Source organism: Streptomyces sp. NPDC002276 (assembly GCF_053891435.1).
Genome location: NZ_JBSFCQ010000003.1, coordinates 373,794 through 400,497 on the forward strand (window position 1 = coordinate 373,794; position 26,704 = coordinate 400,497).

A 26,704-nucleotide genomic window follows, 5' to 3' on the forward strand; every position below is an offset into this window, starting at 1 on the left:
AGGCACCGGGCATACCCTTGCAGGAGCAGACAAAAGGGCCTCTCGGCAAGGGGGTCGGAATGCTCCAGGAACTGCTGGTGGCGGGCGTGGCGGCCGGTTCCGCGTGCGCGGTGTATGTCGCCGCGGCGGCCAGGGTCGTCAAGCAGTACGAGCGCGGGGTGGTCTTCCGCCTCGGGCGGGTGGCCGGCGCGGAGCGGGGGCCCGGCTTCACCACGGTCGTCCCGTTCGTGGACAAGCTCCGCAAGGTCAACATGCAGATCGTGACGATGCCCGTCCCCGCGCAGGAGGGCATCACTCGCGACAACGTGACAGTGCGCGTGGACGCGGTCGTGTACTTCAAGGTCGTCGACGCGACCGACGCGATCATCAAGGTCGAGGACTACCGCTTCGCGGTCTCGCAGATGGCCCAGACGTCACTGCGCTCGATCATCGGCAAGAGCGACCTGGACGACCTGCTCTCCAACCGCGAAAAGCTCAACCAGGGACTGGAGTTGATGATCGACAGCCCCTCCATCGGCTGGGGCGTGCAGATCGACCGCGTCGAGATCAAGGACGTGTCCCTCCCCGAGACCATGAAGCGTTCCATGGCCCGTCAGGCCGAGGCCGACCGCGAGCGCCGGGCCCGGATCATCAACGCCGACGCCGAGTTGCAGGCCTCCAAGAAACTCGCCGAGGCCGCCGAGCAGATGTCCGAGCAGCCGGCCGCCCTCCAACTCCGGCTCCTGCAAACGGTGGTCGCGGTAGCGGCCGAGAAGAACTCGACCCTCGTCCTCCCCTTCCCGGTGGAACTGCTGCGCTTCCTGGAACGAGCACAGCCGCAACCGCCCACCCCTCCCCCACCTCCGCCCGCTGTCGAGCAGTAGCGCACCCGCGCCCGCCCGCACCGGCCACGCCGACCGGCCGGTACGGGCCACTGACTGGCGGCCCCCGCCCTCGCCGCGCAGGATCGAGGGAGCCGACCGGAAGGGGTCCCCATGGCCAAGAAGGGCACGAAGCGCGAGAACGGACAGCAGGCCCTCACCGACCTGCTGCGCGTCCCCGCCGACCGACCGGTCGACCTCTCCTCCTGCGACGCTACGGCCACCCCCGGCGGCCCCGCGGACAAGGCGGCGGGCCTCAAGGACACCGCCCGGATGGGCGAACACCTGGCCGACCTGCAAGAACGCCTCTGGGCGGCAAGCACGGGCGGCGACCGGCGCCGCCTCCTCCTGGTCCTCCAGGGCATGGACACCAGCGGCAAGGGCGGCACGGTCAAGCACGTCATCGGCCTGTTCAACCCCTCCGGCTGCCGCATCCGAGCCTTCAAGGCGCCCACCACCGAGGAGCGGAAGCACGACTTCCTCTGGCGCATCAAACGCGCCCTCCCCGAGCCCGGCGAGATCGGCATCTTCGACCGCTCCCACTACGAGGACGTCCTCATCGCCCGCGTCCGCGAACTCGCCCCGGACCGCGAGATCAACGACCGCTACGGCCGCATCAACCGCTTCGAGAAGTCCCTGACCGACGACGGCGTGACGATCGTCAAGTGCTTCCTCCACATCTCCTACGACCAACAGCGCCGCCGCCTGCTGGAACGCCTCGACAACCCGGACAAGCACTGGAAGTTCAACCCCGGCGACATCGAGGAACGCGCCCTGTGGCCCGCGTACCAACAGGCCTACGAGACCGCCCTCGCCCGCTGCTCCACCCCGGAGGCCCCCTGGTACCTGGTCCCCGCCGACCGCAAGTGGTACCGCAACTGGGCCATCAGCCGCCTGCTCCTGGACCACCTGACGGCCCTGGATCCGCGGTATCCGGAGGCGGACTTCGATGTGGCGGCATGCCGGAAGCGGCTGCTCGACTCCGACTGACGGCCCATTCCGTGTCGATGGCCGATTAGCCTCTTTTACTCACATATGTTCTTACGGTGACCATTCGAGTACGACGAGTCGCCGCCGCCTGTGCGCTCGGCGCCGCGCTCACCGCCTGCGGGGCCCCTTCCGCGCCCCACGCCAGCCGTCCGGCGCCCACCGCGTCCCCCGCCGCGCCTTCTCGGCCGCCCACCCTCGCGCCCGGTCCCGCCGGACTGACCCCCGTGTTCAAGAACGGTCCGCGGGTGGACGGCAAGACCGTCGCGCTGACCTTCGACGCCGACATGACCGCCGATCAGGGACCGCGCGCCGCGGCGGGCGAGCACTTCGACAATCCGCCGCTCATCGCGACGCTGCGGGCGCTGAAGGTACCGGCGACCGTGTTCATGACCGGCCGATGGGCCGACGAGTACCCGGCCGAGGCCCGCGACATCGGGCGGGACCCGCAGTTTGAGATCGCCAACCACTCCTACAGCCACTACGCCTTCACCGGCGACTGCTACGGCCTGCCGACCGTCTCCCGGGACCGGATGAAGGCCGATGTGGAGCGGGCGTACACGGCGTTCAAGAAGGCGGGCGTGCCGAACGCGATGCCGTACTTCCGCTTCCCCGGCGGGTGTTACGACCGGCAGGCGCTGAAGACGCTGAGCGCGGTCGGTGTCACGGCGGTGCAGTGGGACGTGGTGAGCGGCGACGCCTTCGCGACGGACTCGGACGCCGTGGCCCAGCAGGTGCTGGAGGGTGTGCGGCCCGGCTCGGTGGTCGTCATGCACTGCACCCGCAGCGCCGCCCCGGCGACCGAGAAGGCGGTCCGCATGATCGTGCCCGAGCTGCGGAAGAAGGGGTACCGGTTCGTGAAGGTCTCCGAGCTGATCGGGGCGGCGGACCGGCACCACTGAGGTTTCCGCGCTCCTCGTACGCTGGTCTCATGAGTGACGAAGAACCGGCGTCGGCGTACGCGGAGTGCGTGCTGTGCCGGGAGCCCACCGAGTACCCGGAGTCGTACAAGGGGATCACGCTGTGCCCCGTGTGCGAGTGGCAGGAAGCGCAGCGGACCGCCTGTTCAGGGTGAGCGGCGGGATATGAGGGCGCAGGTCACGACGGTCACCGCCGCCGTGACCAGAGCCGCCCCGGCCAGGGGCAGCGGCGGGACCGGGACCGTGCCGGACCGCGAGCCGCTGACCAGACCGCTGACCGCCGTGCCGAGCGCCGCCGCAGTGCTGAGCGCGACCAGCAGACAGGCGGGGACGGTGTCGGAGGGGCGTGGATTTGCCGGTGCCGTTGGTTCCCTCTACTCGGGTGAGGCTGTTCGGTGTCAAGGTCAGGTTCACACCGCGGCATCTTCTCGCGAGAGCGTCATGGGGAGTAGGTCGTTTGGCGGGTGCCGGTGCGTTGGGGCTGGGCGCGCCCACGCGGCGGAGCCGCACAATGTCATAGCCCCGCGCCCCTGGGTGGGTTCACTCAACGGGGTTTTCAAGGGCCGCCCTTCCCCCTGGCAGACTGGACGCTGTGACCAGTGATAGTGCCGATCCCTTTCTCAACGAGCCCACCGTGCGTGACGAGGCTCCGCAGTTTGTGTTGCCCTTGGTCGTGCGGATCGAGCGGGATGCTCCGCCGGCTCGGACGGACGCGTTGGAGACGGCGGCCCGGGCCGTGCTGACGATCCTGAGTGACGAGCGGGCCCTCGGTGACGGGGAGTGGGCACAGGCCGTGCGGGACTGGCAGGACGCGCGGATCCGGAAGGTGGTGCGGCGGGCGCGTGGGGCCGAGTGGCGGCGGGCCGAGGCGCTGCCGGGCATCACGGTGACCGGGAAGTCGGCGGAGGTACGGGTCTTCCCGCCCGTCCCGCTCGACGGCTGGCCCAAGGACCTGGCCCGGCTCCAGGTGTCCGGCACCGACCTCGACGACCCCGAACCGCCGGCTGACGCCGACCCCACGGCACCGGTGCTCTGGTTGAACCCCGACCTCGACATGTCCGCCGGCAAGACGATGGCCCAGACCGGTCACGGCGCCCAACTCGCCTGGTGGGAGCTGTCGGAGGAGGAGCGGACCGCCTGGCGTCAGGCCGGGTTCCCGCTCTCCGTCCGCACGGCCGTCCCCGCCCAGTGGGCCGAACTCACCAGCGGCGAGCGGCCGTTGGTCCGGGACGCGGGCTTCACCGAGATCGCTCCCGGGCTGACCGTCGCGGTCGAGGGGCACGACCGGGTCGGCGAGCTGCGCGGTGAGGAGCGAGGACCCATCGGCTGACGGGGTGGGGACCGTGGTCGGCGGGATACCCGCGCACTCAACTGCCCAGCATCTTCAACGTCCGCCGGTGCCACACCAGCGGACTCCGCTCGTCGTCCGACCTCATCGCCAGCACGCGCAGCACGATGATGTCGTGGTCGCCTGCCGGATAGCTGTGCTCGACGGTGCACTCCAGCCAGACCGGCGCGCCGTCGAGGAAGATCGCACCGGATTCCGCCTCCGCCGTGCGCAGGCCGGCGAACCGTGACTCCTTGCTGCGGGAGGAGAGTTGACGAGCCTTGTCGCTGTGGCCCTCTCCCAGGACGGAGATCCCGATCGCCCGCGCGCGGGACAGTACCGGCCAGGTGGTGGAGGTGTGCTGGGCGGCGAAGGAGACCATGGGCGGGTTGTGGGAGACGCCGACCGCGAACGACGAGACGATCATGACGGTCGGTTCGCCGTGGACGCGCGCGGAGAGGGCCGCGACCCCCGCGGGGAAACCGGAGAACGCTCTCGTCATCTCCCCGGGATCCGAGGTGATGCCGTCCAGGTTCTCCAGGCCTTCCATTGCCGTCATCGTGCAACCCCCGTCCGTGTACGGCTTCATGAGGCCACGTCAGGCTTCATCAGGCGACTCCCGTGGGTATCCGTGGGTAGGTGTGGCGCGGCGGGCACCGGTACAAGTCCCCTGCCGGGAGGCTCTGTTCGCAGGAGCGCGCAGGCGAGGAGGCAGAGCAGTCCGGCCGCCGCGAGCCCGCCGAGCGTGACCGCGTAGCCGTGGCCGGCCAGCAGAACGGCGCAGACCGCGCTGCCCAGTACCGCGCCGAGTTGCTTCATCGCGTTGAAGGTTCCGGAGGCCGCCCCGACCTCGGCCGGGCCGACCGAGGTGACCGCCGCGATCGAAAGGGGCGACCAGACAAAGGAGTTGGCGACCCCGTACACCGCGAACGTGGCGGTCAGCGCGGGGATCGGGGCGTCGGTCGCGACGAGTACCGCCGATGTGCCGATGGACAGGACGAGCGCGCCGGAGCCGATGACGGCGACCGCGCGGGAGCCGATGCCGTTGTTGAGCCGGGCCGACACCGGTGCCCCCAACAGGCAGACCACGCCCATCGGTACGAGGGTGAGGGCGGCCGCGCCCGCGTCGAGACCGCGCTCCCGCTGGAGGTACAGCATCAGCGGGATCATGGCCGACCCGGAGCAGAAGGCGGCGGCCGCACCCGCCCAGGCCGCGACGACGAACCCACGGCTGCGCAGCAACTCCATCGGCACGAGGGCGCGTTGACCGTCCCGGCGCTGTAGCCAGACCACAGCCACCACGACCAGCACGCCCACCCCGGCGAGCAACCACCGCGGTACGCCCAGCACTTCGGCACTCGTGCCGTCCGTGCCCTGGATACCGATCACCAACGCACCCAGCCCGGCCGCGTTCGCGCAGATCGCCCACACCGGGATGCGCGCCGACTGCCGTGGCAGGACCGGCACGAACACCGCCACGGCGACCATCGCCGCGAGGCCGACCGGCACGTTGACCCAGAACACCGCGGGCCAACCCCCGGCCGCCACAAGGAATCCGCCCAGCAGCGGCCCGACGGCCACCGCCGCTCCGCCGACCGCGCCCCACACCCCGAGCGCGACGGCGAGACGCGGCGGCCGGAACAGCGCCTTGATGAGGGTCAGGCACTGCGGGGTCATCAGCGCGGCGCCGATGCCCTGTGCCACCCGCCAGGCGACAAGTGCCGTGATGGTGGCGGCCGTCGCGCACAGCAGTGACCCGAGCGTGAACGCGGCCAGTCCGACCAGGTGGACGCGTCGATGGCCGTAGCGGTCGCCGAGCCGTCCCGCGACGACCAACGGCACCGCGTACGCGATGAGATAGCCGCTGTTGACCCACATCGCGGCGGTCTCACCGGCGTGCAGCCCGCTGATCAGTGACGGCAGCGCGACCGAAGTGATCGTGCTGTCCAGCAGCAGCATGAAGAACCCGGTGCACAGACTCCCGAGGGCGAACCAGTCGCGCCGAGCACGCACACTCACCGCCCTCACCTCAGACTGCCAGGTTCTCGCGGAGAGTTGGGCCGGGGTAGGCCGGTGCGAGCGCGCCGCGGCGGCGGAGTTCGGGCAGCAGCAGTTCGCTGATCGCGGCGAAGCCGGCGGGCATGGCCAGTGGGCTGGAGAACATGAAGCCGCCGCGTGCTCCGGTGGCGGCGAAGTTCTCCTCCAACGCGTCGGCCACGGCGGCCGGATCGCCGACGAGGCTGTGGTCCAGGCCCGTGGCCCGTCCCCGGCCGTGCGCGAAGAACTCGCCACGGCTCATGGTGTGGTCCGCGCCGAACTCCGCGACGAGCGAGCCGACGAGCCCCGCCGGACTCGCGTTGGCGGCCGCCAACTCGTCGCGAAGTTCGCTCAGTTGGAAGGAGGCGGGCAGCGTCGAGAAGTCGTAGCCGGCGTTGTGCGAGAGGTAGGTGGCGACCGCCTCCTCGTTCCAGAACTCGTGCACCGCCTCGCAGCGCGCCAGCGCCTCGGCCTTCGTACGGCCGACGATCACCTGGGTGGCCCAGAGGATGCCCACGTGTTCCGGGTCCCGCCCCTCGGCGAGCAACGCCTCGTCGAGCAGCTTGCGATGGCGCTGCTGGCCCGCGAGATTGCCGCCGAACCCGAAGACCAGGTCGGCGAAGCGGGCCGAAGCGGCAATGCCCCGGGGCGAGTTGCCCGCCTGGACGATGAGCGGGTGGTACTGCGGACCGGGTACGGACGCGAGCGGTCCCTTGACGGTGAAGAAGCGCCCCTCGTGATCGATGGGGTGCACCTTCTCGGGATCGGCGAACCGGCCCGTGCTCCGGTCGCGGACGATGGCGTCCGGTGCGACGGAGTCCCACAACGCCCGGCAGACGTCGACGAATTCCTCCATCCGCTCGTAGCGCAGGTCGTGGTCCATCAGTTCGGTGAACCCGTAGTTGGCCGCGTCGGCGCCGCGCGTGGAGGCGACCACGTTGAAGGCGATACGGCCGCCGGTCACATGGTCGAGCGAGTTCAACAGCCGGGCGACGTAGAAGGGATGCATGAAGGTGGACGAGTACGTCAGGCCGAAGCCGACCTTCTCCGTCACCGTGGACATCGCGGCGATGACCGGTGCCATGTCGTGGCGCGGCCACTGGATGCCCCACTCGACGGCGGGTGCGATGCTGCCGCGCCAGGTGCTGGGGATGCCGCTGCCGTCGCCGAAGAACAGCAGGCCGACGCCCGCGCGTTCGGCGGTCTGCGCGAGTTCCATGAACATGCGGACGTCGGGGAAGTCCCGCCCGATCCAGGAGCCCTGGCGTGCCCAGGCGCCCTCGGTGTGGGTGAAGGAGAGGTCGTAGCCGATGTGCATTCCGGTCATCGCGCGGCCTTCTTCCACAGCTCGACGACCTCGTCGGCGTCGCTCAACACAGCCACGTTCAGGCCGAGTTGGAACAGGGCGGCGGCGTTGACGTGGTGGTCGTAGGCGGCCGTAGCGTCCTGCGGTACCACGACGGGCCAGTCGAGTTGGACGGCGTCCTGGGCGGTCGCGTACACACAGCACTCGCTCGTCAGACCGACGACGGTGAGCCAGTCGCAGCCGGCCGCGTGCAGCCGTGCGTCGAGATCGGTGCCGAGGAAGCCGCTGTAGCCGCGCTTGACCACCCGCAACTCCCCTGCCTCGGGCACCATTTGGAACCACTCGGCGCCTGGTGTCCCGATCCGGCACGGCTCGTCCGGGCTCATGGGTGCGTCGTAGTCGCCCTCGCGCAGCCAGTTGCTCGACCGCCACGGCCGTGCCGGGTCGCTGCCCAACTCGACCCACACGACGGGTACTTGGGCGGCGCGGGCGGCGTCGACGAGTTCGGCGATCCGGGTGACCGTCCGGCCCAGCGCCGCCAGCGCCTCGTCTGTGAGGCCGTACGCCCCGAGTCGGTCCGGGTCGGCGAAGTCCCGTTGCACGTCGACCACGACGAGCGCGGGCCTGCTCTCCGGCCTTGCGAGGCGGGCGAGTTGTCTGTCGCGGAGGTCGGACATCAGGCCGTCACCTCGTCGCGGGCGCGCAGCGCGGGCAGCACAGTGTCGCCGAAGAGCAGCATGTCCTCGTCGTACTCCGGGAAGATCAGCATGAGTCCGTCGAGGTCGGCCTCGCGGACGATGTACTCGATGTGCTCGGTGACGGTCCGGGCCGAACCAGCGACGTACGGCGTCTGGAAGGCGGCCTCCCCGTCGGCGCCGGCGGCCCAGGCGCGGGCCTGGTCCTCGGGAACGCCCCAGGTGTGCCGCATATGGGCGAGGGCCTCGCGGTCGACGCCCGCGCCCCACTCCTTGACCTTCTTGACGGCCAGTTCGTCGGTGTCGTCCTGGACGACGGTGAGCATCGAATAGGTCTTGCAGACACGGCCGTTGGCCTTCGCGCGGGCGTGCACGTCGGCGGAGAGCGACCGCATGTCGTCAAGGCTGTCGGCCGCGAGGAAGGCGCCGTCGGCGTACTTGGCCTGGAAGCGGCGCGCGTCCTCGGAACGGCCCGCGCTGATGAGGGTCGGCCGGGTCGCCGGGTGCGGGCGCGACTCGCAGTCGGCGAGGTCGAAGTACGGGGTGCGCATGGTGACCGAGTCCTCGGCCCACAGCCGGGTGACGGCCTCCGTCCAGAGCTCCGTCATCCGGTAGCGGTCCGCGTGGCTCAACTCCGGGTCCCAGTCGCCGAATTGCTCGAACTCCCCCGCGTACGAGCCGTTCACGATGTTCATCCCGGCCCGGCCGCCGGAGATGTCCTGGAGGGTGGTGAGCATCTTCGCCGCGACGGCGGGGTTGTGGATGTTGGCGTGCAGGGTCGCCCAGATCCTGACCCGGGTGGTCGCCTCGGCGAGCGCGGCCATCATCGTCATCGACTCCAGCGAGCGGCCCCAGTGGTCCGTACTCCCGCCGAAACCACGCCACTTGGCCATCGACATCACGAAGTCGAGACCGATGTTCTCCGCGTGCAGGGCGGCACGCCTGTTGTACGCGTAGGTCGCCTCGGGGTGCGGCGCGGTGGTGGACAGCATCCAGCCGCCGTTCCCGATGGGAAGGAAGATTCCGTACTCTTTCGCGGGCACGTCACGGGCCTTTCTACGGCTCTGCGGGTTTCTTGCGTTCTTACGGCGCGGGCCAGACGAGCTTGTCGCCGCTGTAGATGTCCTTGACGAACGAGGTGTCGAACCACGCCTCGGCCTTGGCGGCGGTGACACTGCTCGGCACGATCTTGAACTGGTGCAGCATGGCGACGAGTTGGGTGACGTTGTCGGTGTCGATGCCGCCGAGCGGCTGTCCGGGCGTCGGGTTCTCCTTGACGACCTGTGTCTCGGTCTTCCAGATCGTCGCGTTGAGCTTCTTGTCGTAGGTCGGGCCGGACAACTTGGCCGCGTAGCCGACGCATTCGGTGATGTGCGCCTCGCTGGAGGAGCAGTACGCGTACGCGTGCAGGGCGGCGCGCAGGATGTCTTCTACGGCGTGCGGATGTGCCTTGGCGAACGCCGGGTTGACCGCCATCGCGCCGATGGAGCTGGGGATCTTGTAGTCGACCGGCTTCCACACGGTGACGTCCTTGCCGGCCGCCTTGAGCTGGTTGGGCTCGTTGGAGACGAACCCGGTGAGCGCTTCGAGGCCGCCCTGCTTGCGGGGCAGTACGGAGGGGTCGTAGCCCTCCTTGACCAGCTTGAGCGAGTCCCACTTGACGCCGGCCTTGACGAGCATCGCCTCGACGGCGGCGGGCACATACCCCTTGTGTCCGACGACCTTGCCGTCGAGCTGGGTCAGATCGGTGATGTCCTTGTTGGTCATCAGGATGTCGAGCCCGGCGTTCGAGTACGAGGAAATGCCTTTGATGTCGATGCCGTTGGCCTGCGCCTGGATGAGGTCCTGCTCCGAGATCGCCGACACGGTGGCCTGTCCACCGGCGAGCAGCTTGGTGTTCTGCGCGGTGTCACCACTGCCGGGCTTGAGATCGACGGTGAGGCAAAGGTCCTTGAAATAGCCCAACTTGGCGGCGGCGATGTACTCAAGGATCGAGACGGAGGACTGGAACTGGTACCCGGAGAGATACGTGATCTTCCCGGCGGCCTTGTTCTCGGCACAACGCTTCGCGGAAATCGCGGAACCGGCGGCACCGGCGGAGGTGCTGTCGTCGGAGCCGGACCCGCACCCGGCGACTCCGAGCATCAGCACCGCGGCGACGAAGGCCGTTCTGGTGAGGTGACGTTGAGGCATGGGGGAACTCCAAACTGGCTGTATGGCCGGTGAGTTGATGAATGTCCGGTGCGGAACGCCCCGGGAAAGGAGTCTCAGTTCGCGCTGTCGTGCCAATGCAGAACGCGTCGCTCGACGACCGTCACGGCGAGCAGCAACAGCACACCCATCACCGCGAGGACGAGAATCGAGGCGTAAACAACGGGGAGTTGATTCATCGAGGAGGCCACACTGATCGCGGTACCCAATCCCCCAGTAGATCCGGATGCCGACATCTCGGCGACGACCGCCCCGATGATCGACAGCGGAAACACGATCCGCAGCGCGGCGAAGAGATAGGGCAGCGCATTGGGGACACGCACGTGCCACAACAGCTCGACCCGGCTCGCGTCCATCGTCCGGTAGACCTGCAACACCTGCTGCGGCACGGACCGCAGCCCCGTGGCCGTGTTGATGAGGATCGGAAAGAAGCAGATCAGCCCGGTGATGATCAGCTTGGGCATGGGCCCGAACCCGAAGGCGACGACCAGAGCCGGAGCGACCGCCACCAGTGGGGTGACGTTGAGGACGACAGCGACCGGCATCACCGCCCGCCGCACCAAAGGAAGTTCACTGGTCAGCACGGCCAGAACGAACGCCCCGACGAACCCCATCCCCAGCCCGGCCGTCGCCTCGCCGAGGGTGACAAGGGCGTTGTGGACGTAGTAGCCGAAGTTCCCGGAGAGCGAGCTGCCGACCTCGGACAACGGTGGGAGCAGATACGGAAGTTGACGCGCACCCCACTGCCACAGCCCGGCGAGGATCGCCAGCATCACGACGAGGGGCAGCCAGACGGCGGGACGGATCCAGGCGATCCGGGACCGCGGGTGCTTGAGGCTGAAGCGGGACGGTTCGGTAGGAGGCCGGGTCCCGGCCGGTGCCGGGGCGGTGGTGCGTTCGTCGGCTACGGTCATGTCCTTCACGCCCCCACTCACGCGGCTTCGCTGTGCCAGGCGCGGCGCAGCCGCTCTCTCACCAGGTCCTCGTACTCGTGGAACCGCCGTTCCCCGAAGAGTCGTTCACCGCGCGGCCGGGGCAGGTCGACGTCGATGCTCTCGACGATGCGGCCGGGGTTCGGCGCCATGACGACGACGGTGTCGGAGAGTCGTACGGCCTCGGACACCGAGTGGGTGACGAAGAGGACCGTTGTCCGCAACTCCTCCCAGAGGTCGAGGAGTTGGTCCTGAAGGCTTTCGCGGGTGAACTCGTCGAGCGCCGAGAAGGGTTCGTCCATGACGAGCACGTCGGGTTGCAGGCCGAACGCCCGGACGATCGCGGCGCGTTGGCGCATGCCGCCGGAGAGCTGGGCCGGGAGTTTGTGCAGGGCGTCGCCGAGGCCTGCCTTGACGAGAAGTTCCGTCATGTCGGGGGCCGTTCGGCGCTCGGCGAAGTCGGCGATGCGTTCCCGGCGTCCGGCCGCGCCCCGGTTGATCTTCTGGGGCAGCGTGACGTTGCGCAGGACGGACAGCCAGGGGAGCAGCGCGGGGCTCTGCGGTACGAGTCCGATCAGTTTGGCCGCGCAGGCCTGTGCCGGTGTCACTCCGTGGACCAACACCTCGCCGCTGTCCGGCTGTTCGAGCCCGGCGACGAGCCGCAGCAGGGTCGACTTTCCGCAGCCGCTGGGGCCGATGAGACTGACGAAACGGCCCGACGGCACGGTCAGGTGGACGTCGTCGAGGGCGGTGGTCGCGGCGGACCCGAAGCCGTAGACCCGTCGTACGGACCGCAGTTGGAGTGCTGGCGTACCAGTCACCTTCACGCTCCCATCCATGTCGCGGGCACAAGTGCCCGATCCTGGAAGTCGGAGAGCGTGCGTAGCGAGTGCGACTGACTGCCACGCGGAAATCCGCTTAGGTGCCCCCGACCGTAGGAAGATTGTGTTTCGGTACGGCGCAGTTGACTGTTACGGGCGTTTTACGTCTGGCCGCGACAGAGACCGCAGCGGGGCCACCGCGGTGCCGTCGTACACGTGGATCTCGATCCCGAGGTCCGCCGCGGCGCGCGCCACCCAGCCACCGAGGGCTTGCACGATCAGCTCGCTGACCAGCAGAATCGCGCGTTCGGCGGTGGGTACGGACTCGCGCAGCCAGAGCAGTTTGAACATGTCCGCCATGACCTTGTTGCGGTAGGCGGGCTTGTACGCACCCTGGTTGCCGACGAGTTGGACGAGGACGCGGCAGGCGGGGTCGATGCCCTCGACCTCGACGCGGCTGCCGTCGGGCAGCATCAGCGGCTTGGGGCGCAGTGGAGTACCGATCAGGTCGCCGAGCGCGAGCAGCATGCGGCGTTCGACGGAACCCTCGGCGAAGCGGCTCCACTCGGTGGGGGCGTCAAGGACGGTCAGGTGCACCCGCCGCATCCTAGGAAAGTCCCGTTTCCCCCGTGTTGCCTGCGCCGGACCACCCGAACCAAGCTACCCAACCCGCCCTCTTTGCCTGCCCTTTGGGCAACACTGCCCTTCCTTTGAACAAGCTGTCCGTCCCGCGCGTACCTCCAGGCACTGGCCACGCGTCAACTTCTCCAACGACCAGTTGGTGTCCCCGGGAGGTTCCCTTGCGTCGTATCAACGGTACGGCTGTGCTCATCGCGGCCGTCGTCGCCACCACTGGCGCCCTCGTCTTCCCCGTGTGGTCGTACGCCGACCGTTCGGGTACCGGTCAGGCGAACGTGGCGGCGGGCACGGTCAACACCCAGTGGGGGCCGTTGACGGCCTCCGACCGGGATCTCATCGTGCGGGTGCGGCTGGCCGGGCTGTGGGAACTGCCCGCCGGACAGCAGGCGATCGAGCGGGCGCCCAGCCAGGCGATCAAGGAGGCCGGGGACCATCTCATCGTCGGCCACACCGACCTCGACAAGCGGGTGCGGATCGTCGCGGCCCAACTCAATGTGGCGTTGCCGAACGTGCCGAACGAGCAACAGCAGGGCTGGCTGAATGAGATGAGCGCGGCGACCGGCGCGGAGTACGAGTACAAGTTCGTCAACCTGCTCCGCGCCGCGCACGGCAAGATCTTCCCGGCCATCGGCGCCGTACGGAACAGCACGCGCAACACCCTCGTGCGACAGCTGGCCTCGGACACCAACCAGACCGTGCTGGACCACATCACCGTGCTGGAGAAGACCGGGCGGGTCGACTTCGACGCCATCGCCAACGGGGTCGCGAACGCCTCCACCGCCAGCCCGACCGGTCCCGCGGCGCCCCTGCCCGGCCAAGTGGCGCCCTCAGCACCGGTCGCCGAGGCGAGCCCGAACATCGGGACCACCTCACGGCCGTCCCCGGGCGCGCCCGGAACGGTCAACACCGGGCGACCGGATCCGGTCGACTCGAATGGGGTGCTGGGGTAGGCGACCGCGGCACCGCCCCGAACCTCAAATGTTGCTCTGAAGGTGACACGGCCGGGGTTCGGGGCCCGGCCCCGGGGCGATACCTCCGTCACACCGAACAGCGGTCTTGTGGAGTGAGCGGATTTCGGCGAGGACATCGAGGACGAGAGCGGGACGGTGACGGGCGATGGAACGACTGGGGACGGGCATCGGATGGCGGCCGGAGATAGCGGACGCCGTGGAACACCTGCCGGGCATCGACTGGGTCGAGGCCGTGGCCGAGAACCTCTGCCCCGGCCACCTCCCCGACTCGCTGCTACGGCTGCGCCAGCGCGGCGTGACCGTGATCCCGCACGGCGTCTCCCTCGGCCTCGGCGGCGCCGACCGGCCCGACGCGGACCGGCTGACGGCCCTCGCCGAGCGGGCCGAGGCGCTCGGCTCGCCGCTGGTCACCGAGCACATCGCGTTCGTCCGCGCGGGCGGCCCGCTGACCGCCTCCCCGCTCCTCGAAGCCGGCCATCTGCTGCCCGTGCCGCGCACCCGGGACGCCCTCGACGTGCTCTGCGAGAACATCCGCATCGCCCAGGACGCACTGCCCGTACCGCTCGCGGTCGAGAACATCGCCGCGCTGCTCGCCTGGCCCGGCGAGGAGATGACCGAGGGCCAGTTCCTGTACGAACTGGCCGACCGCACCGGCGTACGCCTCCTCATCGACGTCGCCAACCTGCACACGAACCACGTCAACCGCGGCGAGGACCCGGCCAAGGCCCTCGCCGAACTCCCCGTCGAGGCCATCGCCTACGTCCATGTCGCGGGCGGCGTCGAACGCGACGGCGTCTGGCACGACAGCCACGCCCACCCCGTCCCCGCACCGGTCCTCGACATCCTCACCGACCTGGCGTCCCGCGTCTCCCCTCCGGGGGTGCTGCTGGAGCGCGACGACAACTTCCCCGAAGCGGCAGAACTGGAGCGGGAGTTGACGTCGATTCGCGGGGCGCTGGACTTGGGGCGGGGGCGGGCGCATGTCGTGGCTCCGACGACCGCACCGCAGGCCCCGACATCTCCAGCCCCCGCACCGACCGCCCCCGCCCCCGCCCGTCAGCGGCTCGCCCTCGCCCAGGCCGCCCTGCTCTCCGCGCTGGTCGCCGGTACTCCGGTGCCCGAGGGGTTCGACCGGGTGCGGCTCGGTGTGCAGGCGCGGGCGCTCGGGGCGAAGCGGGCCGACGTCGTGGCGAAGGTGGCTCCCGAGCTGCCGGAGATCCTCGGGGAGGCGTACCGGCCCGCCTTCCTCGCGTACGCGCACACCCACCCGATGAGCGGCGGCTACCGCCGCGACGCGCTGGACTTCGCCGGGCAGCTGCTGCTCTCGGGCGGGCCCGAGAACGCCGAGGCCGGGCGGGAGTTGCGGGCCTGGTGGCTGGAGCGCTCGGGGCCGGTCCCGCGTTCGACGCGGCCCGCGGTCCGGCTCGCCCGGGCCACCAGGCGGGTCCTGCTGCGCCGTTGACGGGGCGCGGAAGGGCCGGGAGGGGCCTTGGAAGGTGACAGTGACTCCACAGTAATATTGCGGTTCCGCACGAGAAGCGCACTTACGTGCGGTGCCGTCACAGGAGGCACCCCATGCGACCGCGACCCCCCGTACAGGGCCGAGGCATATTCAGTGGCACCGGCGTCATCGTCGTGGGCCTGACCGCGACCCTGGCGGCGCTCGTCTTCCCGGTCTGGTCCTACGCCGACCGGTCCGGGACGACCGCCGCCAACGTGCTCAGCGACCAGACCGTGGTGACTCAGTACGGGCCGTTGTCCGCGCTGGACCGGGACTTCGTCACGCGGGTGCGGCTGGCCGGGCTGTGGGAGCTGCCGGCCGGGCAGCAGGCCGAGGAGAAGGGCACCACCGCGGCCGTACGGACGGCGGGGCAGCATCTGATCGACGGCCACACGTTCCTGGACGAGCGGGTGCGGGACGTGGCCGCCAAGCTCGGGCTGCCGCTGCCGAACCAGCCCAACGCGCAGCAACAGCAGTGGCTCGCCACCCTCGACGCGGCATCGGGCGTGGACTTCGACCGCGAGTTCGCCAACATCCTGCGGCTCGCGCACGGCAAGGTGTTCACGGTGGTCGCGCAGGTCCGCGCCACCACGCAGAACTCCCTGGTCCGCGCCCTCGCCGACGACGCCAACACGACTGTCCTGGATCACATCAAGGTCCTGGAGGCCACCGGATACGTCGACTTCGGCGCGCTGGCCCGGGACATGGCGGCGAGCAGCACGCCCGCGCCCAGCGTTTCCGCCGTGGCCGACCCGGGTCAGGTCGTCCCGCTGGCCCCGTCGCTCTCCCCCACCTACGCGCTGCCGCCGCCCGCCTCCAGCCCGCCGCCGTCGGCACAGCCGTAGCCGTAGCGCTGTTTCGGCCGTGGTCTGTTTCCGGACAAGTGGAACGTCACATGCAGACAACGCTCCGTCCGGATTGTGAACAAGGCATGGCGTCATCCTGAGCCTTTGGCATAGAAACTTGGCATGTTCTGGGTCCTTCTCCTGCTCATGGCCTGGGCCGTCGCCGGCACGGCGTGCACTCGGCTGTGCCTGGCCGCCGTCAGAGCGGCGGCCGTCGACACGGACGACGCGGGCAAGGGACACGATCTGACGCTCTACGAGGCGGCGTTCCTGTCCGGCGGTCCCGCGCGGGTCGCCGATCTGACGCTGGTCTCCATGGCGCGCCAGCACCGGTTGCTGCTCGCCCACACCGGCTGGGCGACCGTCGTCGACCCGCGCGGCCGGGACCCCATCGAGCGGTCGGTGATAGGCGCCATCGGGCCCGAGGGACAGTCCCGGATCGCCCCGGTGCGGGCCACCGCGGCGGCCACGGACGCGGTGCGCGACGTGGCGGACCGGCTCGTCGACGCGGGTCTCGCCGTACCGGACGGCACCCGTACGACGGTCGCCTCCGGGGTACGGCAGGTGCGGGCCGCCGCGCTCGTCGTGCTGGTGCTGGGCGCGACCGCGCTGCTGACGCCGGGGGCCGAGATGCCGCGCGGGCTGGTCGCGCTCTGGTTCGCGCTGCCGCTCGCCCTCACGCTGAGCTGTCTGGCCATCGCCCGGGTCGAGGTGCACCCGTACTCGCACTGGGCCTCCCCCGCCGGTCAGCAACTGCTCGGCACCCTGACCCGGTACGCGGGCGGCGGCGCCGACGACCGTACGTATCTGACGTCGGTGGCCGTGCGGGGCATCCGCGCGGTCGGCGAACCGGATCTGCGGGCGGCCTTCGCGCACCGCGAGCAGTACCGCGAGCAGTTCGACGTGTGGCGGCGCTGACCTGCGTATGGCGGTGACGACCTGCGTATGGCGGCGCCCGTTTCGGCGTGAGCGCGCGACAGGGGGCGCACAGGGGTCATTGGGGCCGACACCGGCCCGACGGTGCTTGCCTTCGCCGACAAGCGAACGAAACATCCCTTTTGTTGCAGCCGTGCTCCGAAGGGATACGCCACCATGCGAGCCGCCGCCCTGTACTCGGCCGCCGGGTCCTTGCTCCTGACCACCCTCGCCGCCGCCCCGGCCACCGGAGCCCCGGACGCCGTCGAATCGGCCGGCACCGCGCTCGCCGCAGCGCACGCCCGCGCGCGGGGCATCGACTTCGGGAAGTGCCCGGACGCGGAGGACATGCCCGGCACCATGGAGTGCGGCACGGTCTCCGTCCCGCTCGACTACGCGCACCCCGACGGCAAGCAGATCAAACTGACCGTCGGCCGCGCCCGCGCCACCCACAAGGACCCGCACAACAGCAAGCGCAGAGTCCCCCGTCAGGGCTCCCTGGTCTACAACCCGGGCGGCCCCGGCGCCTCCGGCCTCTACTTCCCGCTGATCGGCATGCTCCCCGAGTGGAAGCGCATCGCGTCGGCCTACGACCTCGTCGGCTACGCCCCGCGCGGGGTCGACAAGTCGGCACCCCTGTCCTGCGAGGACCCCAAGCACTTCTTCAAGGCGCCCTCGCAGTCGCCCACTTACCCCTCGGAGTCGTACAAGAAGGAGCGCGTCGCGGAGGCCAAGGCCTATGCGCGCGGCTGCGCCAAGCGCTCCGGCAGCAAGCTGCGGTTCTACAACTCCCTCAACAACGCCCGCGACCTGGACGTCCTGCGCGCCGCCCTCGGCGAGGACAGACTGACGTTCATGGGCGCGTCCTACGGAACCTACTTCGGGGCGCTGTACGCGACGCTGTTCCCCTCGCACGTACGGCGGATGGTGTTCGACTCGGCGGTGAACCCGGACCCCGAGCAGGTCTGGTACCGCAACAACCTCGACCAATCGGCCGCGTTCGAGGGCCGCTGGGCGGACTACCGGGAGTGGATCGCCAAGCACGACGACGTGTACGGGCTCGGCGACACGGCCGCGAAGGTGCTGCGCAGCTACGAGAAGGCCTCGGCGCGGCTCGCCGAGAAGCCCGCGGGCGGCAAGGTCGGGCCCGCGCAGTTGCAGGGCGCGTTCCTGTCCGCCGGGTACTACGACGACTACTGGCCGCACACCGCGGCGGCGCTGTCGGCCTACCTGAAGGGCGACCCCAAGCTGCTGGTGCAGCAGGCCGGGCCGACGCCTCAGGCGGCCGTCGAGGCGGAGAACGGCAACGCGGTGTACACGGCCGTCGAGTGCAACGACGCGGCCTGGCCCACCGAGTGGACTGTGTGGGACCGGGACAACACGCGGCTGGCGCGGGTGGCGCCGTTCGAGACGTGGGACAACGTGTGGATGAACCTGCCCTGCGCGTATTGGCCCGCGCCGCGTCAACAGGCCCTCGATGTGCGGACCGGGCCCGGGGAACTCCCGCCGGTGCTGATCCTGGCCGCCGAGCGGGATGCGGCTACGCCTTATGACGGGGCGCTGGAGTTGCAACGGCGGTTGTCCGACTCGGTGTTGGTGACCGAGCGGGACGCGGGGACGCATGGGATCGCGGGTGGGGCCAACAAGTGCGTCAACGGGTATCTCGACGCTTACTTGTTGGAGGGGCAGTTGCCTGAGCGGCATGCTGCGTGTGCTCCGCATGCCGCGCCGAAGGCTGCGCGACCGGGCCGTGATTAGCCTGCGGGCCGGTGGGGGCTGGTCGCGCCCACGCGGCGGAGCCGCACGTCGACACAGCCCCGCGCCCCTAAGAGCCAAAAGACAAGGCAGCTACGCCAGGCCGGCTACCAAGTCCCCGATGTCCTTGCGGCGACCCGTGTAGAAGGGGACCTCCTCGCGGACGTGCATGCGGGCCTCCGATGCGCGCAGGTGGCGCATGAGGTCGACGATTCGGTAGAGCTCGTCGGCCTCGAAGGCCAGGAGCCATTCGTAGTCGCCCAGCGAGAAGGAGGCGACCGTGTTGGCGCGGACGTCCGGGTAGCCGCGGGCCATCTTGCCGTGGTCGGCAAGCATGCGGCGGCGGTCCTCGTCGGGGAGCAGGTACCAGTCGTAGGAGCGCACGAACGGGTACACGCTGACGTAGTCGCGCGGGGTCTCGTCGGCCAGGAAGGCCGGGACGTGCGAGCGGTTGAACTCGGCGGGGCGGTGCAGCGCCATGTTCGACCAGACCGGCTCCAGGGCGCGGCCCAGCTTGGTGCGGCGGAAGAGGTTGTACGCCTCCTGGAGCTGGTCGGCGGTCTCGGCGTGCCACCAGATCATGAGGTCGGCGTCGGCACGCAGGCCCGACACGTCGTACGTGCCGCGGACCGTGACGTCCTTCGCGGCGAGCTGGTCGAACAGCTCCTGGACCTCGTCGGCGTATCCGGCGCGGTCCTCCGGCAGCACGTCCTTCAGCTTGAAGACGGACCACAGGGTGTAGCGGATGACCTCGTTGAGGTCCTTGGCCAGCTTGCCCTTGTTCGGGACACGGCCGGACTCGGTGGTGGGGGCGTCGTCGCTCATGGGGCTATTCTCCCGCTCCGCCGGACGCGCTCGGCACCGGGTCACCGGTCAGCCGCTCGACGGCCGCGTAGGCGCTCGCGATGGTCGCCGGGATGCCGACTCCGTCGTAGGCCGCGCCGCACACGGCGAGGCCGGGCAGCTTGGCGACGTGTTCGCGGACGCGGGCCACGCGCGCGTGGTGGCCGACCGGATACTGGGGCAGGCCGTCGGTCCAGCGGGTGACGCGGGTGTCGAGGGGGGTGGCGGCCAGGCCGGTGGCCTCGCGCAGGTCGTGGCGCGAGACGGCGACCAGGTCGGTGTCCTCGCGGTCCAGGATCGCCGTCTCGCCGTGGCGGCCCACCGAGGTGCGCAGGACCAGTACGTCCGGGTTCTCGTCGGCGATCCAGCCCCACTTCTGGGAGGCGAAGGTGGATGCCTTGATCGTGCGGCCGTCGACGGGCGGCACCAAGAAGCCGCTGCCTTCCGGGAGTTCGACGTCCGCGCGGCGGTAGGCGAGGGTGACCAGGGCCATCGAGGCGTACTCGACGGCGGTCAACTCGGCGGCGGCACCGGGTGCTTCGGGGCGTAGCAGCTCGGCGGCCACCGGTGCGGGTACGGCGACGATCACTCCGTCGGCGTCCAGCACCCGGTCTCCGGCGACGACCCGCCAGCCCGCCGCTCCGCTCCGGCGCAGCTCCGTCACCGGTGTCCCGGTGAGGATCTCGGCGCCCCGCGCGCGGACGGACTCCGCGACGGCGAGCGGGAGTTGGCCCACCCCGCCCTCGATGCCCATGAAGACCGGGCCGGTCTGCTGCGTGGCGGCGGCGCGTTCCTGGATGTCCCGGACGGCCTCGGTGAGGGAGTCGTGGGTCTTCACGGCCTGGAAGAGCTGGGGGACGGCCGAGCGCATCGAGATACGGTAGGCGTCGCCCGCGTAGACCCCGCCCAGGAGGGGTTCGACAAGGCGGTCGACGACCTCTCGGCCGAGGCGTGCCGCCACGTACTCCCCGACCGCCACATCCTCGCCGACCTCCGTGCGGGGCAGGTCGGCGTCGCGCTCGATGCGGTGCAGGCCCTCGTCCGAGAGGACCCCGGAGAGGGCCGATGCGGTGCCGGGGACGCCCATGACGTGGCCCTTGGGCATCGGGCGCAGGGCACCCCGGGTCCAGAGCGAGGCGGTGGCCGTGGCGGGCGACTGGAGGCGGTCGGTGAGGCCGACCTCGCGGGCCAGGGCGACGGCCTCGGGGCGGCGGGCCAGCATCGACTCGGCGCCGAGGTCCACGCAGGCGCCCGCGATCTCGCCGGGCAGCAGCTTGCCGCCGACCCGGTCCGAGGCCTCGACGAGCGTCACGCGCACGCCTCTGTCCAGCAGGCGGTGTGCGGCGGCCAGCCCGCCGATCCCGGCGCCGATGACGACGACATGCCCTGTACCCGTACGAGTCTCCACTTCGCGCATGCCCCCAGCCTCTCAGACCCCACTGACAGTCCGTCCTCCAGTCCTTCCTCGGCCCGGTGCCCGGCACGAGTCCCGACCGTGACCTCATCGGAACCGTTTCCGGCCAACGTCCCGGCCGGTCCCGGCGTCGAAGGTGCGTCAGTCGTCACGACGAACCTCGGGGGTACCGACCCATGCGCACACGACACTCCGTACGGCCCGTCCAGGCCCTGGCCGGGCTCCTGTTGGCCTCGGCCCTCGCGCTGACCGGGTGCAGCGGCGGCGCGAGCGAGAAGAGCGCCAGCGACTCCGGCGCGGGTGCCAAGGCCCTCGCCCCGGAGGCCGCCCAGCAGGAGGGCGCGTCCGGCAGCGGCAACGCCAGGAACACCAAGGCCCTCCCCAAGCTCACCGCGAGCAGCATCATCCGTACGGCCTCGCTGTCCGTGCGGGTCAAGGACGTGCCCAAGGCGCTCGACGAGGCCCGCACCACGACGGAGAACGCGGGCGGGTTCGTGGGCAACGAGACGACCACCCGCGACGGGCAGGGTCACGAGCGCACCCGGGTCGTCCTTCGGGTGCCCACCGACAAGTACGACGAGGTCCTCGCCGATCTGGAGGGCGCGGGCAAGCTGCTCGACCGGACCGCGAAGGCGCAGGACGTCACCGACCAGGTCGTGGACGTGGAGAGCCGGATCACCTCGCAGCGGGCCAGCGTGGCACGCGTGCGTGAACTGATGGACCGGGCCACCAAGTTGAGCGACGTGGTGGAGTTGGAGGGCGAGTTGAGCACCCGCGAGTCCGACCTGGAGGCGCTGCTCGCCCAGCAGTCCTCCCTGAAGGACCGCACCAGCCTGGCCACCATCACGCTGTCCCTGTCGCAGACCCCGGTGGCGAAGGCAGCCGCCAAGGACGACTCCCCCGGCTTCGTGGACGCGGTGGCGGGCGGCTGGCACGTCTTCGTCACGATGCTGCGCTGGATCGCCCTGGCGCTGGGCGCGGTGCTGCCGTTCGCGGCGGTGGCGGCGCTGCTGGTCGTCGTGTGGCTGCGTCTCGTACGGCCGCGTCGGGCGGCAACCGTTCCCGTGGCCACTGCGGTGGGTCCGCTGCCGGCCGCCCCGCCGGTGCGCGAGGAGGAGCAGGGCGGACAGGACTGAAATCATCGGTCCCCGTAGCGTGTTCGCATGGACATGAGCCGTGCGAGGGGTACCCGGGAACGACTGGTCGTCATCGGCGGTGACGCCGCGGGCATGTCCGCGGCGTCGCAGGCGCGTCGCCTCAAGGGGCCGGACGAGCTGGAGATCGTGGCCTTCGAGCGGGGCCACTTCACGTCGTACTCGGCGTGCGGGATCCCGTACTGGGTGGGCGGTGACGTGTCCGCTCCGGAAGAACTGATCGCCCGTACTCCGGAGGAGCACCGGGCGCGTGACATCGACCTGCGGATGCGGACCGAGGTCGTGGAGCTGGACGTCGCGGGCGGACGGGTACGCGCGCGTGACGTCGATTCCGGGGCCGAGTCCTGGACGTCGTACGACAAGCTCGTGATCGGGACCGGGGCGCGGCCGGTCCGGCCGGGTCTGCCCGGGGTCGACGCCCCCGGAGTGCACGGGGTGCAGACGCTCGACGACGGGCAGGCGCTGCTCGACTCGCTGGCACGCACGCGTGGGCGTCGTGCCGTGGTGATCGGGGCCGGGTACATCGGGGTCGAGATGGCGGAGGCGTTCGTCAACCGCGGGTATGACGTGACCGTCGTCAACAGGGGCAAGGAGCCGATGGCGACGCTCGACCCGGACATGGGGCGTCTGGTGCACAAGGCGATGGAGGGCCTGGGCATCACCATGGTCAACGACGCCCGGGTGACCGAGCTGCGTACCGGGGACGACGGGCGGGTGCGGGCCGTGGTCACGGAGGACGCGGAGTATCCGGCGGACGTGGTGGTGCTGGGGATCGGGGTGCGGCCCGAGACGACCCTCGCCGAGGCGGCCGGGCTGCCCCTGGGACAGCACCACGGGCTGCTCACCGACATGGCGATGCGGGTGCGCGGGCACGAGAACATCTGGGCCGGGGGCGACTGCGTGGAGGTGCTCGACCTGGTCTCCGGGCAGGAGCGGCACATCGCCCTGGGGACGCACGCCAACAAGCACGGGCAGGTCATCGGGACGAACGTGGGCGGCGGTTACGCGACCTTCCCGGGGGTGGTCGGTACGGCCGTGAGCAAGGTGTGCGATCTGGAGATCGCGCGCACCGGGCTGCGGGAGAAGGACGCCCACCGCGCGGGGCTGCGTTTCGAGGCGGTCACCATCGAGTCGACCAGCCGCGCGGGTTACTACCCCGAGGCCTCCCTCATGACGGTGAAGATGCTCGCCGAGCGCCGTACCGGGCGTCTCCTGGGCGTGCAGATCGTCGGCCGGGAGGGCGCCGCGAAGCGTGTCGACATCGCGGCGGTCGCCCTCACGGCACGTATGACGGTGGAACAGATGACGGCCCTGGACCTGGGGTACGCGCCGCCGTTCTCCCCCGTGTGGGACCCGGTCCTGGTGGCGGCCCGAAAGGCGGCCGCCAAGGTCCAGGCGGGCCCGCGGTAAAGCGTTTACGCCGTGCCGTTGATGCGGTCTATGGCCTGCCGTGCCTGCTCGGCCGGCGGCCTGGCGGGCAGCGAGGACACCGACGCGCTCGGCGGCATCATCGCGGCGGGCTGCGCCGCCGCCGCGGGCTTGGCGTGGGCGCCCAGCGCGTTGGTCCGCAGCCGGTTGCTCACCGCCTCGTCCAGGGTCACCGGCCGCTGCATCTGCGCGGCCAGGCGTCCCGCTTCCTGGCCGAGCCTGGCGACGTCCTCCCAGGGGAGGCGCACCACCAGGGAGATCTCGGCCTCGCCGTCGGGCGTGGCGGTCATCTGAGGGGAAATCCGGTCGTTCATCGCCTGTTCCTCACGTCGTCCCCGCGACACGCCTTCCCCGCACCGCGGGCGGTTGAGGAGTCATACGCACAGGCGGACGGCGGTGTTCACCGGTTCGCCGCGCGGATCGGGGGCACTAATCCCTTGTGGTCATCCCCGTCCATGACGTGAACCCGGTGCGCCGCACCCCCTGGGTGACGTACGCGCTCATCGCCGCGAACGTGCTCGTCTTCCTGACCACGCCCGGAATGGCGGGTTCCGTGGCGGGTGGCAGCGACCTCTCGCAGCTGTGCCATCTCCAGGCGTTCCTGGACCACTACGCGGCCGTACCAAGGGAGTTGATCCACCATCAGATGCCGCAGCTGGTCCCGACCGGTGCCGTGCAGAACGGGCCTGGCGGCGCCGGTTGCGCGGTCGCGCCGCCGGGCTACGACAAGTCGGCGCCCCTGAGCGTGTTCACCGCGATGTTCCTGCACGGCAGCTGGATCCACCTGCTGGGCAACATGCTGTTCCTGATGATCTTCGGCAACAACGTCGAGGACCGTATGGGCCACATCCGCTTCACGCTCTTCTACGTGGTGTGCGGTTACGCGGCGGGCTACGGCTTCGCGCTTCTCAACGCCGACTCGGGCGATCCGCTGATCGGTGCCTCCGGGGCGATCGCCGGTGTCCTGGGCGCCTATCTGGTGCTGTACGCGAAGGCCAGGGTGTGGGTCCTGGTGCCGTTCCTGTTCTTCCTGCCGCTGCGCCTGCCGGCCTGGCTGGTGCTGGGCTTCTGGTTCGTGCTCCAGGCGTTCTACTCGTCCGGCGAGGGCGTCTCCGAGGCGGGCACCGTCGCGTACTCGGCGCATGTCGTCGGGTTCCTCGTGGGCATGGTGCTGGCCTGGCCGCTCAAGGCGGGCACTCCCCCGCCGCCGGAACCGCGCGGCCTGCTGTTCGGCAGGCGGGCGCGGCCCCGGCACACGTGGTGAGCGCGGCTAACGGGCCGTCCGGGTGTGGACGTACTCGGTGAGGCGGGTGAGCGAGTCCGGGTCGGTGGTCGGCATCACGCCGTGCCCGAGGTTGAAGATGTGGCCCTCAAGGTCCTTCGCCGCTTCGAGGACCTCGTCGGTCTTCGCCTCGACGGCCTCCGTGGGGGCGAAGAGGACGGTCGGGTCGAGGTTGCCCTGGAGGGCCTTGCCGGGGCCGACCCGGCGGGCGGCCTCGTCCAGCGCCACGCGGTAGTCGACGCCGACGACGTCCGCGCCGGCCTCGCCCATGAGTTGCAGCAGTTCGCCGGTGCCGACGCCGAAGTGGATGCGGGGGACGCCGTAGCCCTCGACCGCCTTGAGCACCTTCGCGGAGGCGGGGAGGACCGAGCGGCGGTAGTCGGCGGGGGAGAGGGCGCCGGCCCAGGAGTCGAAGAGCTGGACGGCGCTGGCGCCCGCCTCGATCTGGACCTTGAGGAAGGCGGCCGTGATGTCGGCGAGACGGTCGAGGAGGTCGGCCCACAGCTCGGGGTCGCCGTACATGATCGCCTTGGCGTTCTCGTACGTGCGGGACGGGCCGCCCTCGACGAGGTAGCTCGCGAGGGTGAACGGGGCGCCGGCGAAGCCGATGAGGGGGGTGGAGCCGAGCTCGGCGGTCAGCAGGCCGATGGCCTCGGTGACGTAGGAGACGTCGTCGGGGGTGAGGTCGCGGAGCCGGGCCAGGTCGGCGCGGGTGCGGATCGGCTTCTCCACGACCGGGCCGACGCCGGGCTTGATGTCGAGGTCGATGCCGATGGCCTTGAGCGGGACGACGATGTCGCTGTAGTAGACCGCCGCGTCCACGCCGTGCCTGCGCACGGGCTGGAGGGTGATCTCGGCGACCAGCTCGGGGCGCGTGCAGGAGTCGAGCATCGCGATGCCCTCGCGCACCTTGCGGTACTCCGGCAGCGACCGCCCGGCCTGCCGCATGAACCACACGGGTGTGTGCGGTACGGGCTCGCGCCTGCACGCCTTCATGAAGGCGGAGTCGTAAGTGGCGGTCGGCTGCTGGCCCGTGGGGCTCTGGTTGGCACTCACGGGGCAAGTCTCGCACGGTGGCAGAAGGCGATTACACGGGGTGCTGAAGGCAAGAGCGGGTGTCTAGTCCCGCACGATGCCTCCGTTCCCCTTAATCTTCCCGCATGGCTGCGGCTCAGGGACGACTGTCGGACGGCGCTGACGGAATGGACGACTCCAAGGAGGGGGACCGGGATGGGGGCGGTACGGCACCGCCGGCTTTCCAGGCCGCGGTCCAGGCCCTGCGGAACAGTCGGCTGCGACCGCAGATCGAGATCGACCCGACGCCGGCGCCACAGCGCCTGGCCCCCTACGCGTACGCGCTGGAGGCCGCGGTCGTCGACGGCGACCAGGACCTGGCCGACGGCCGGCTGGTGCTGCTGCACGACCCGGCCGGGCACGACGCCTGGCACGGCACGTTCCGGCTGGTGACGCTGGTGCGCGCGGAGCTGGAGCCGGAGATGGCGGCGGATCCGCTGCTGCCCGACGTGTGCTGGTCATGGCTGACCGGCGCGCTCCAGACCCGCGGACTGACCTACGGCGAGCCGAGCGGCACGGTCACCCGGGCCAGCTCCCACTACTTCGGCGGGCTCTCCGAGCGTCCGTCGGCCTCCCAGATCGAGATCCGTGCCTCGTGGACGCCCCGCGAGGGGCTCGGCGGCGTACCGGACTCGGCCGCGCATCTGGCCTCCTGGTGCGATCTGCTGGCCCAGGTCGCGGGCCTGCCGCCGGCGGGTCCCGGCGACGCGTCCATCGTCACGCTGCCGCAGCGCCGGGGTCCGCAGTCACGCTGAGCCTTACCCGAGGCACACCGAGGTCTTACCCG

General features: G+C 70.5%; 27 protein-coding genes. 14 read left to right on the top strand and 13 right to left on the bottom strand.

The window, feature by feature from the left end:
• Positions 1 to 59: 59 nt before the first annotated feature.
• The 5 genes from ACWIHT_RS10680 to ACWIHT_RS10700 all read left to right on the top strand — a co-directional run bounded on the left by ACWIHT_RS10680 (position 60) and on the right by ACWIHT_RS10700 (position 4,097).
• On the top strand, positions 60 to 863 hold the full coding sequence (locus ACWIHT_RS10680) for a slipin family protein (RefSeq protein WP_456166588.1): 804 nt from the start codon (positions 60 to 62) through the stop codon (positions 861 to 863).
• 111 nt (positions 864 to 974) lie between these two features.
• The gene (locus ACWIHT_RS10685; RefSeq protein ID WP_456166590.1) at positions 975 to 1,850 is read left to right on the top strand and encodes a PPK2 family polyphosphate kinase; all 876 of its coding nucleotides are present in this window, start codon (positions 975 to 977) and stop codon (positions 1,848 to 1,850) included.
• Positions 1,851 to 1,906: 56 nt separating this feature from the next.
• Positions 1,907 to 2,749, top strand: a complete 843-nt coding sequence (locus ACWIHT_RS10690) for a polysaccharide deacetylase family protein (RefSeq protein WP_456166592.1) — start codon at positions 1,907 to 1,909, stop codon at positions 2,747 to 2,749.
• 29 nt (positions 2,750 to 2,778) lie between these two features.
• Entirely contained in the window at positions 2,779 to 2,922 is a 144-nt protein-coding gene (locus tag ACWIHT_RS10695) for a hypothetical protein (RefSeq protein WP_405990212.1), read from the top strand.
• Between the two features lie 479 nt (positions 2,923 to 3,401).
• On the top strand, positions 3,402 to 4,097 hold the full coding sequence (locus ACWIHT_RS10700; protein WP_456166594.1) for a peptidyl-tRNA hydrolase: 696 nt from the start codon (positions 3,402 to 3,404) through the stop codon (positions 4,095 to 4,097).
• 37 nt (positions 4,098 to 4,134) lie between these two features.
• Here ACWIHT_RS10700 and ACWIHT_RS10705 read toward each other — a convergent pair whose 3' ends face one another.
• The 9 genes from ACWIHT_RS10705 to ACWIHT_RS10745 all read right to left on the bottom strand — a co-directional run bounded on the left by ACWIHT_RS10705 (position 4,135) and on the right by ACWIHT_RS10745 (position 12,702).
• On the bottom strand, positions 4,135 to 4,653 hold the full coding sequence (locus ACWIHT_RS10705) for a flavin reductase family protein (RefSeq protein ID WP_456166596.1): 519 nt from the start codon (positions 4,651 to 4,653) through the stop codon (positions 4,135 to 4,137).
• A 26-nt stretch (positions 4,654 to 4,679) separates the two neighbouring features.
• On the bottom strand, positions 4,680 to 6,113 hold the full coding sequence (locus tag ACWIHT_RS10710) for an MFS transporter (protein ID WP_456166598.1): 1,434 nt from the start codon (positions 6,111 to 6,113) through the stop codon (positions 4,680 to 4,682).
• A gap of 10 nt (positions 6,114 to 6,123) precedes the next feature.
• Positions 6,124 to 7,458 carry an NtaA/DmoA family FMN-dependent monooxygenase gene (locus ACWIHT_RS10715; protein WP_456166600.1) on the bottom strand — a complete coding sequence of 445 codons (1,335 nt, stop codon included), beginning with the start codon at positions 7,456 to 7,458 and terminating at the stop codon, positions 6,124 to 6,126.
• Positions 7,455 to 8,114 carry a cysteine hydrolase family protein gene (locus ACWIHT_RS10720; protein ID WP_456166602.1) on the bottom strand — a complete coding sequence of 220 codons (660 nt, stop codon included), beginning with the start codon at positions 8,112 to 8,114 and terminating at the stop codon, positions 7,455 to 7,457. The genes ACWIHT_RS10715 and ACWIHT_RS10720 overlap by 4 nt, the downstream gene beginning before the upstream one ends.
• A complete protein-coding gene (locus tag ACWIHT_RS10725; RefSeq protein ID WP_456166604.1) occupies positions 8,114 to 9,175 on the bottom strand; it encodes an LLM class flavin-dependent oxidoreductase in 1,062 nt (353 codons plus the stop codon). Before ACWIHT_RS10725 ends, ACWIHT_RS10720 begins: the two co-directional genes overlap by 1 nt.
• Before the next feature lie 40 nt (positions 9,176 to 9,215).
• Positions 9,216 to 10,325, bottom strand: coding sequence for an ABC transporter substrate-binding protein (locus tag ACWIHT_RS10730; protein WP_456166606.1), 1,110 nt, complete (start codon positions 10,323 to 10,325; stop codon positions 9,216 to 9,218).
• A gap of 74 nt (positions 10,326 to 10,399) precedes the next feature.
• The gene (locus ACWIHT_RS10735; protein WP_456166608.1) at positions 10,400 to 11,257 is read right to left on the bottom strand and encodes an ABC transporter permease; all 858 of its coding nucleotides are present in this window, start codon (positions 11,255 to 11,257) and stop codon (positions 10,400 to 10,402) included.
• A gap of 17 nt (positions 11,258 to 11,274) precedes the next feature.
• Entirely contained in the window at positions 11,275 to 12,096 is an 822-nt protein-coding gene (locus ACWIHT_RS10740) for an ABC transporter ATP-binding protein (RefSeq protein WP_456166610.1), read from the bottom strand.
• Between the two features lie 150 nt (positions 12,097 to 12,246).
• A complete protein-coding gene (locus ACWIHT_RS10745) occupies positions 12,247 to 12,702 on the bottom strand; it encodes a hypothetical protein (RefSeq protein ID WP_456166612.1) in 456 nt (151 codons plus the stop codon).
• 194 nt (positions 12,703 to 12,896) lie between these two features.
• On the opposite strand from ACWIHT_RS10745, the gene ACWIHT_RS10750 reads away from it, so the two are divergent.
• From ACWIHT_RS10750 to ACWIHT_RS10770, 5 genes are all read left to right on the top strand, one after another.
• A complete protein-coding gene (locus tag ACWIHT_RS10750) occupies positions 12,897 to 13,685 on the top strand; it encodes a DUF4142 domain-containing protein (RefSeq protein WP_456166614.1) in 789 nt (262 codons plus the stop codon).
• Between the two features lie 166 nt (positions 13,686 to 13,851).
• Positions 13,852 to 15,168 carry a DUF692 domain-containing protein gene (locus tag ACWIHT_RS10755; RefSeq protein WP_456166616.1) on the top strand — a complete coding sequence of 439 codons (1,317 nt, stop codon included), beginning with the start codon at positions 13,852 to 13,854 and terminating at the stop codon, positions 15,166 to 15,168.
• A 113-nt stretch (positions 15,169 to 15,281) separates the two neighbouring features.
• Entirely contained in the window at positions 15,282 to 16,052 is a 771-nt protein-coding gene (locus ACWIHT_RS10760; RefSeq protein ID WP_456166618.1) for a DUF4142 domain-containing protein, read from the top strand.
• A 123-nt stretch (positions 16,053 to 16,175) separates the two neighbouring features.
• A complete protein-coding gene (locus ACWIHT_RS10765; RefSeq protein WP_399122438.1) occupies positions 16,176 to 16,970 on the top strand; it encodes a TIGR04222 domain-containing membrane protein in 795 nt (264 codons plus the stop codon).
• 174 nt (positions 16,971 to 17,144) lie between these two features.
• Positions 17,145 to 18,725 (top strand): alpha/beta hydrolase, encoded by a 1,581-nt coding sequence (locus ACWIHT_RS10770; protein ID WP_456166620.1) that lies wholly within the window; start codon positions 17,145 to 17,147, stop codon positions 18,723 to 18,725.
• 90 nt (positions 18,726 to 18,815) lie between these two features.
• Here the strand turns inward: ACWIHT_RS10770 and hemQ are convergent, their stop codons facing one another.
• Entirely contained in the window at positions 18,816 to 19,547 is a 732-nt protein-coding gene (hemQ, locus tag ACWIHT_RS10775) for a hydrogen peroxide-dependent heme synthase (RefSeq protein WP_456166622.1), read from the bottom strand.
• A gap of 4 nt (positions 19,548 to 19,551) precedes the next feature.
• A complete protein-coding gene (hemG, locus tag ACWIHT_RS10780) occupies positions 19,552 to 20,982 on the bottom strand; it encodes a protoporphyrinogen oxidase (protein WP_456166624.1) in 1,431 nt (476 codons plus the stop codon).
• A gap of 173 nt (positions 20,983 to 21,155) precedes the next feature.
• On the opposite strand from hemG, the gene ACWIHT_RS10785 reads away from it, so the two are divergent.
• Both ACWIHT_RS10785 and ACWIHT_RS10790 read left to right on the top strand, forming a co-directional pair.
• Entirely contained in the window at positions 21,156 to 22,115 is a 960-nt protein-coding gene (locus tag ACWIHT_RS10785) for a DUF4349 domain-containing protein (RefSeq protein ID WP_456166626.1), read from the top strand.
• Between the two features lie 27 nt (positions 22,116 to 22,142).
• Positions 22,143 to 23,543 (top strand): FAD-dependent oxidoreductase, encoded by a 1,401-nt coding sequence (locus ACWIHT_RS10790; protein WP_456166628.1) that lies wholly within the window; start codon positions 22,143 to 22,145, stop codon positions 23,541 to 23,543.
• A gap of 5 nt (positions 23,544 to 23,548) precedes the next feature.
• Here the strand turns inward: ACWIHT_RS10790 and ACWIHT_RS10795 are convergent, their stop codons facing one another.
• Positions 23,549 to 23,875: a hypothetical protein gene (locus tag ACWIHT_RS10795; RefSeq protein ID WP_019073947.1), complete on the bottom strand. Its 327-nt coding sequence runs from the start codon at positions 23,873 to 23,875 to the stop codon at positions 23,549 to 23,551.
• A gap of 125 nt (positions 23,876 to 24,000) precedes the next feature.
• Between ACWIHT_RS10795 and ACWIHT_RS10800 the strand changes: the two genes are divergently transcribed.
• Positions 24,001 to 24,825 (top strand): rhomboid family intramembrane serine protease, encoded by an 825-nt coding sequence (locus tag ACWIHT_RS10800; RefSeq protein ID WP_456166631.1) that lies wholly within the window; start codon positions 24,001 to 24,003, stop codon positions 24,823 to 24,825.
• Positions 24,826 to 24,831: 6 nt separating this feature from the next.
• On the opposite strand, the gene hemE is transcribed toward ACWIHT_RS10800, so the two are convergent.
• On the bottom strand, positions 24,832 to 25,899 hold the full coding sequence (hemE, locus tag ACWIHT_RS10805) for a uroporphyrinogen decarboxylase (RefSeq protein WP_456166633.1): 1,068 nt from the start codon (positions 25,897 to 25,899) through the stop codon (positions 24,832 to 24,834).
• Positions 25,900 to 26,003: 104 nt separating this feature from the next.
• Here hemE and ACWIHT_RS10810 point away from each other — a divergent pair, with 104 nt between their 5' ends.
• Positions 26,004 to 26,672: a DUF3000 domain-containing protein gene (locus ACWIHT_RS10810; RefSeq protein ID WP_456166635.1), complete on the top strand. Its 669-nt coding sequence runs from the start codon at positions 26,004 to 26,006 to the stop codon at positions 26,670 to 26,672.
• Positions 26,673 to 26,704: the final 32 nt, after the last annotated feature.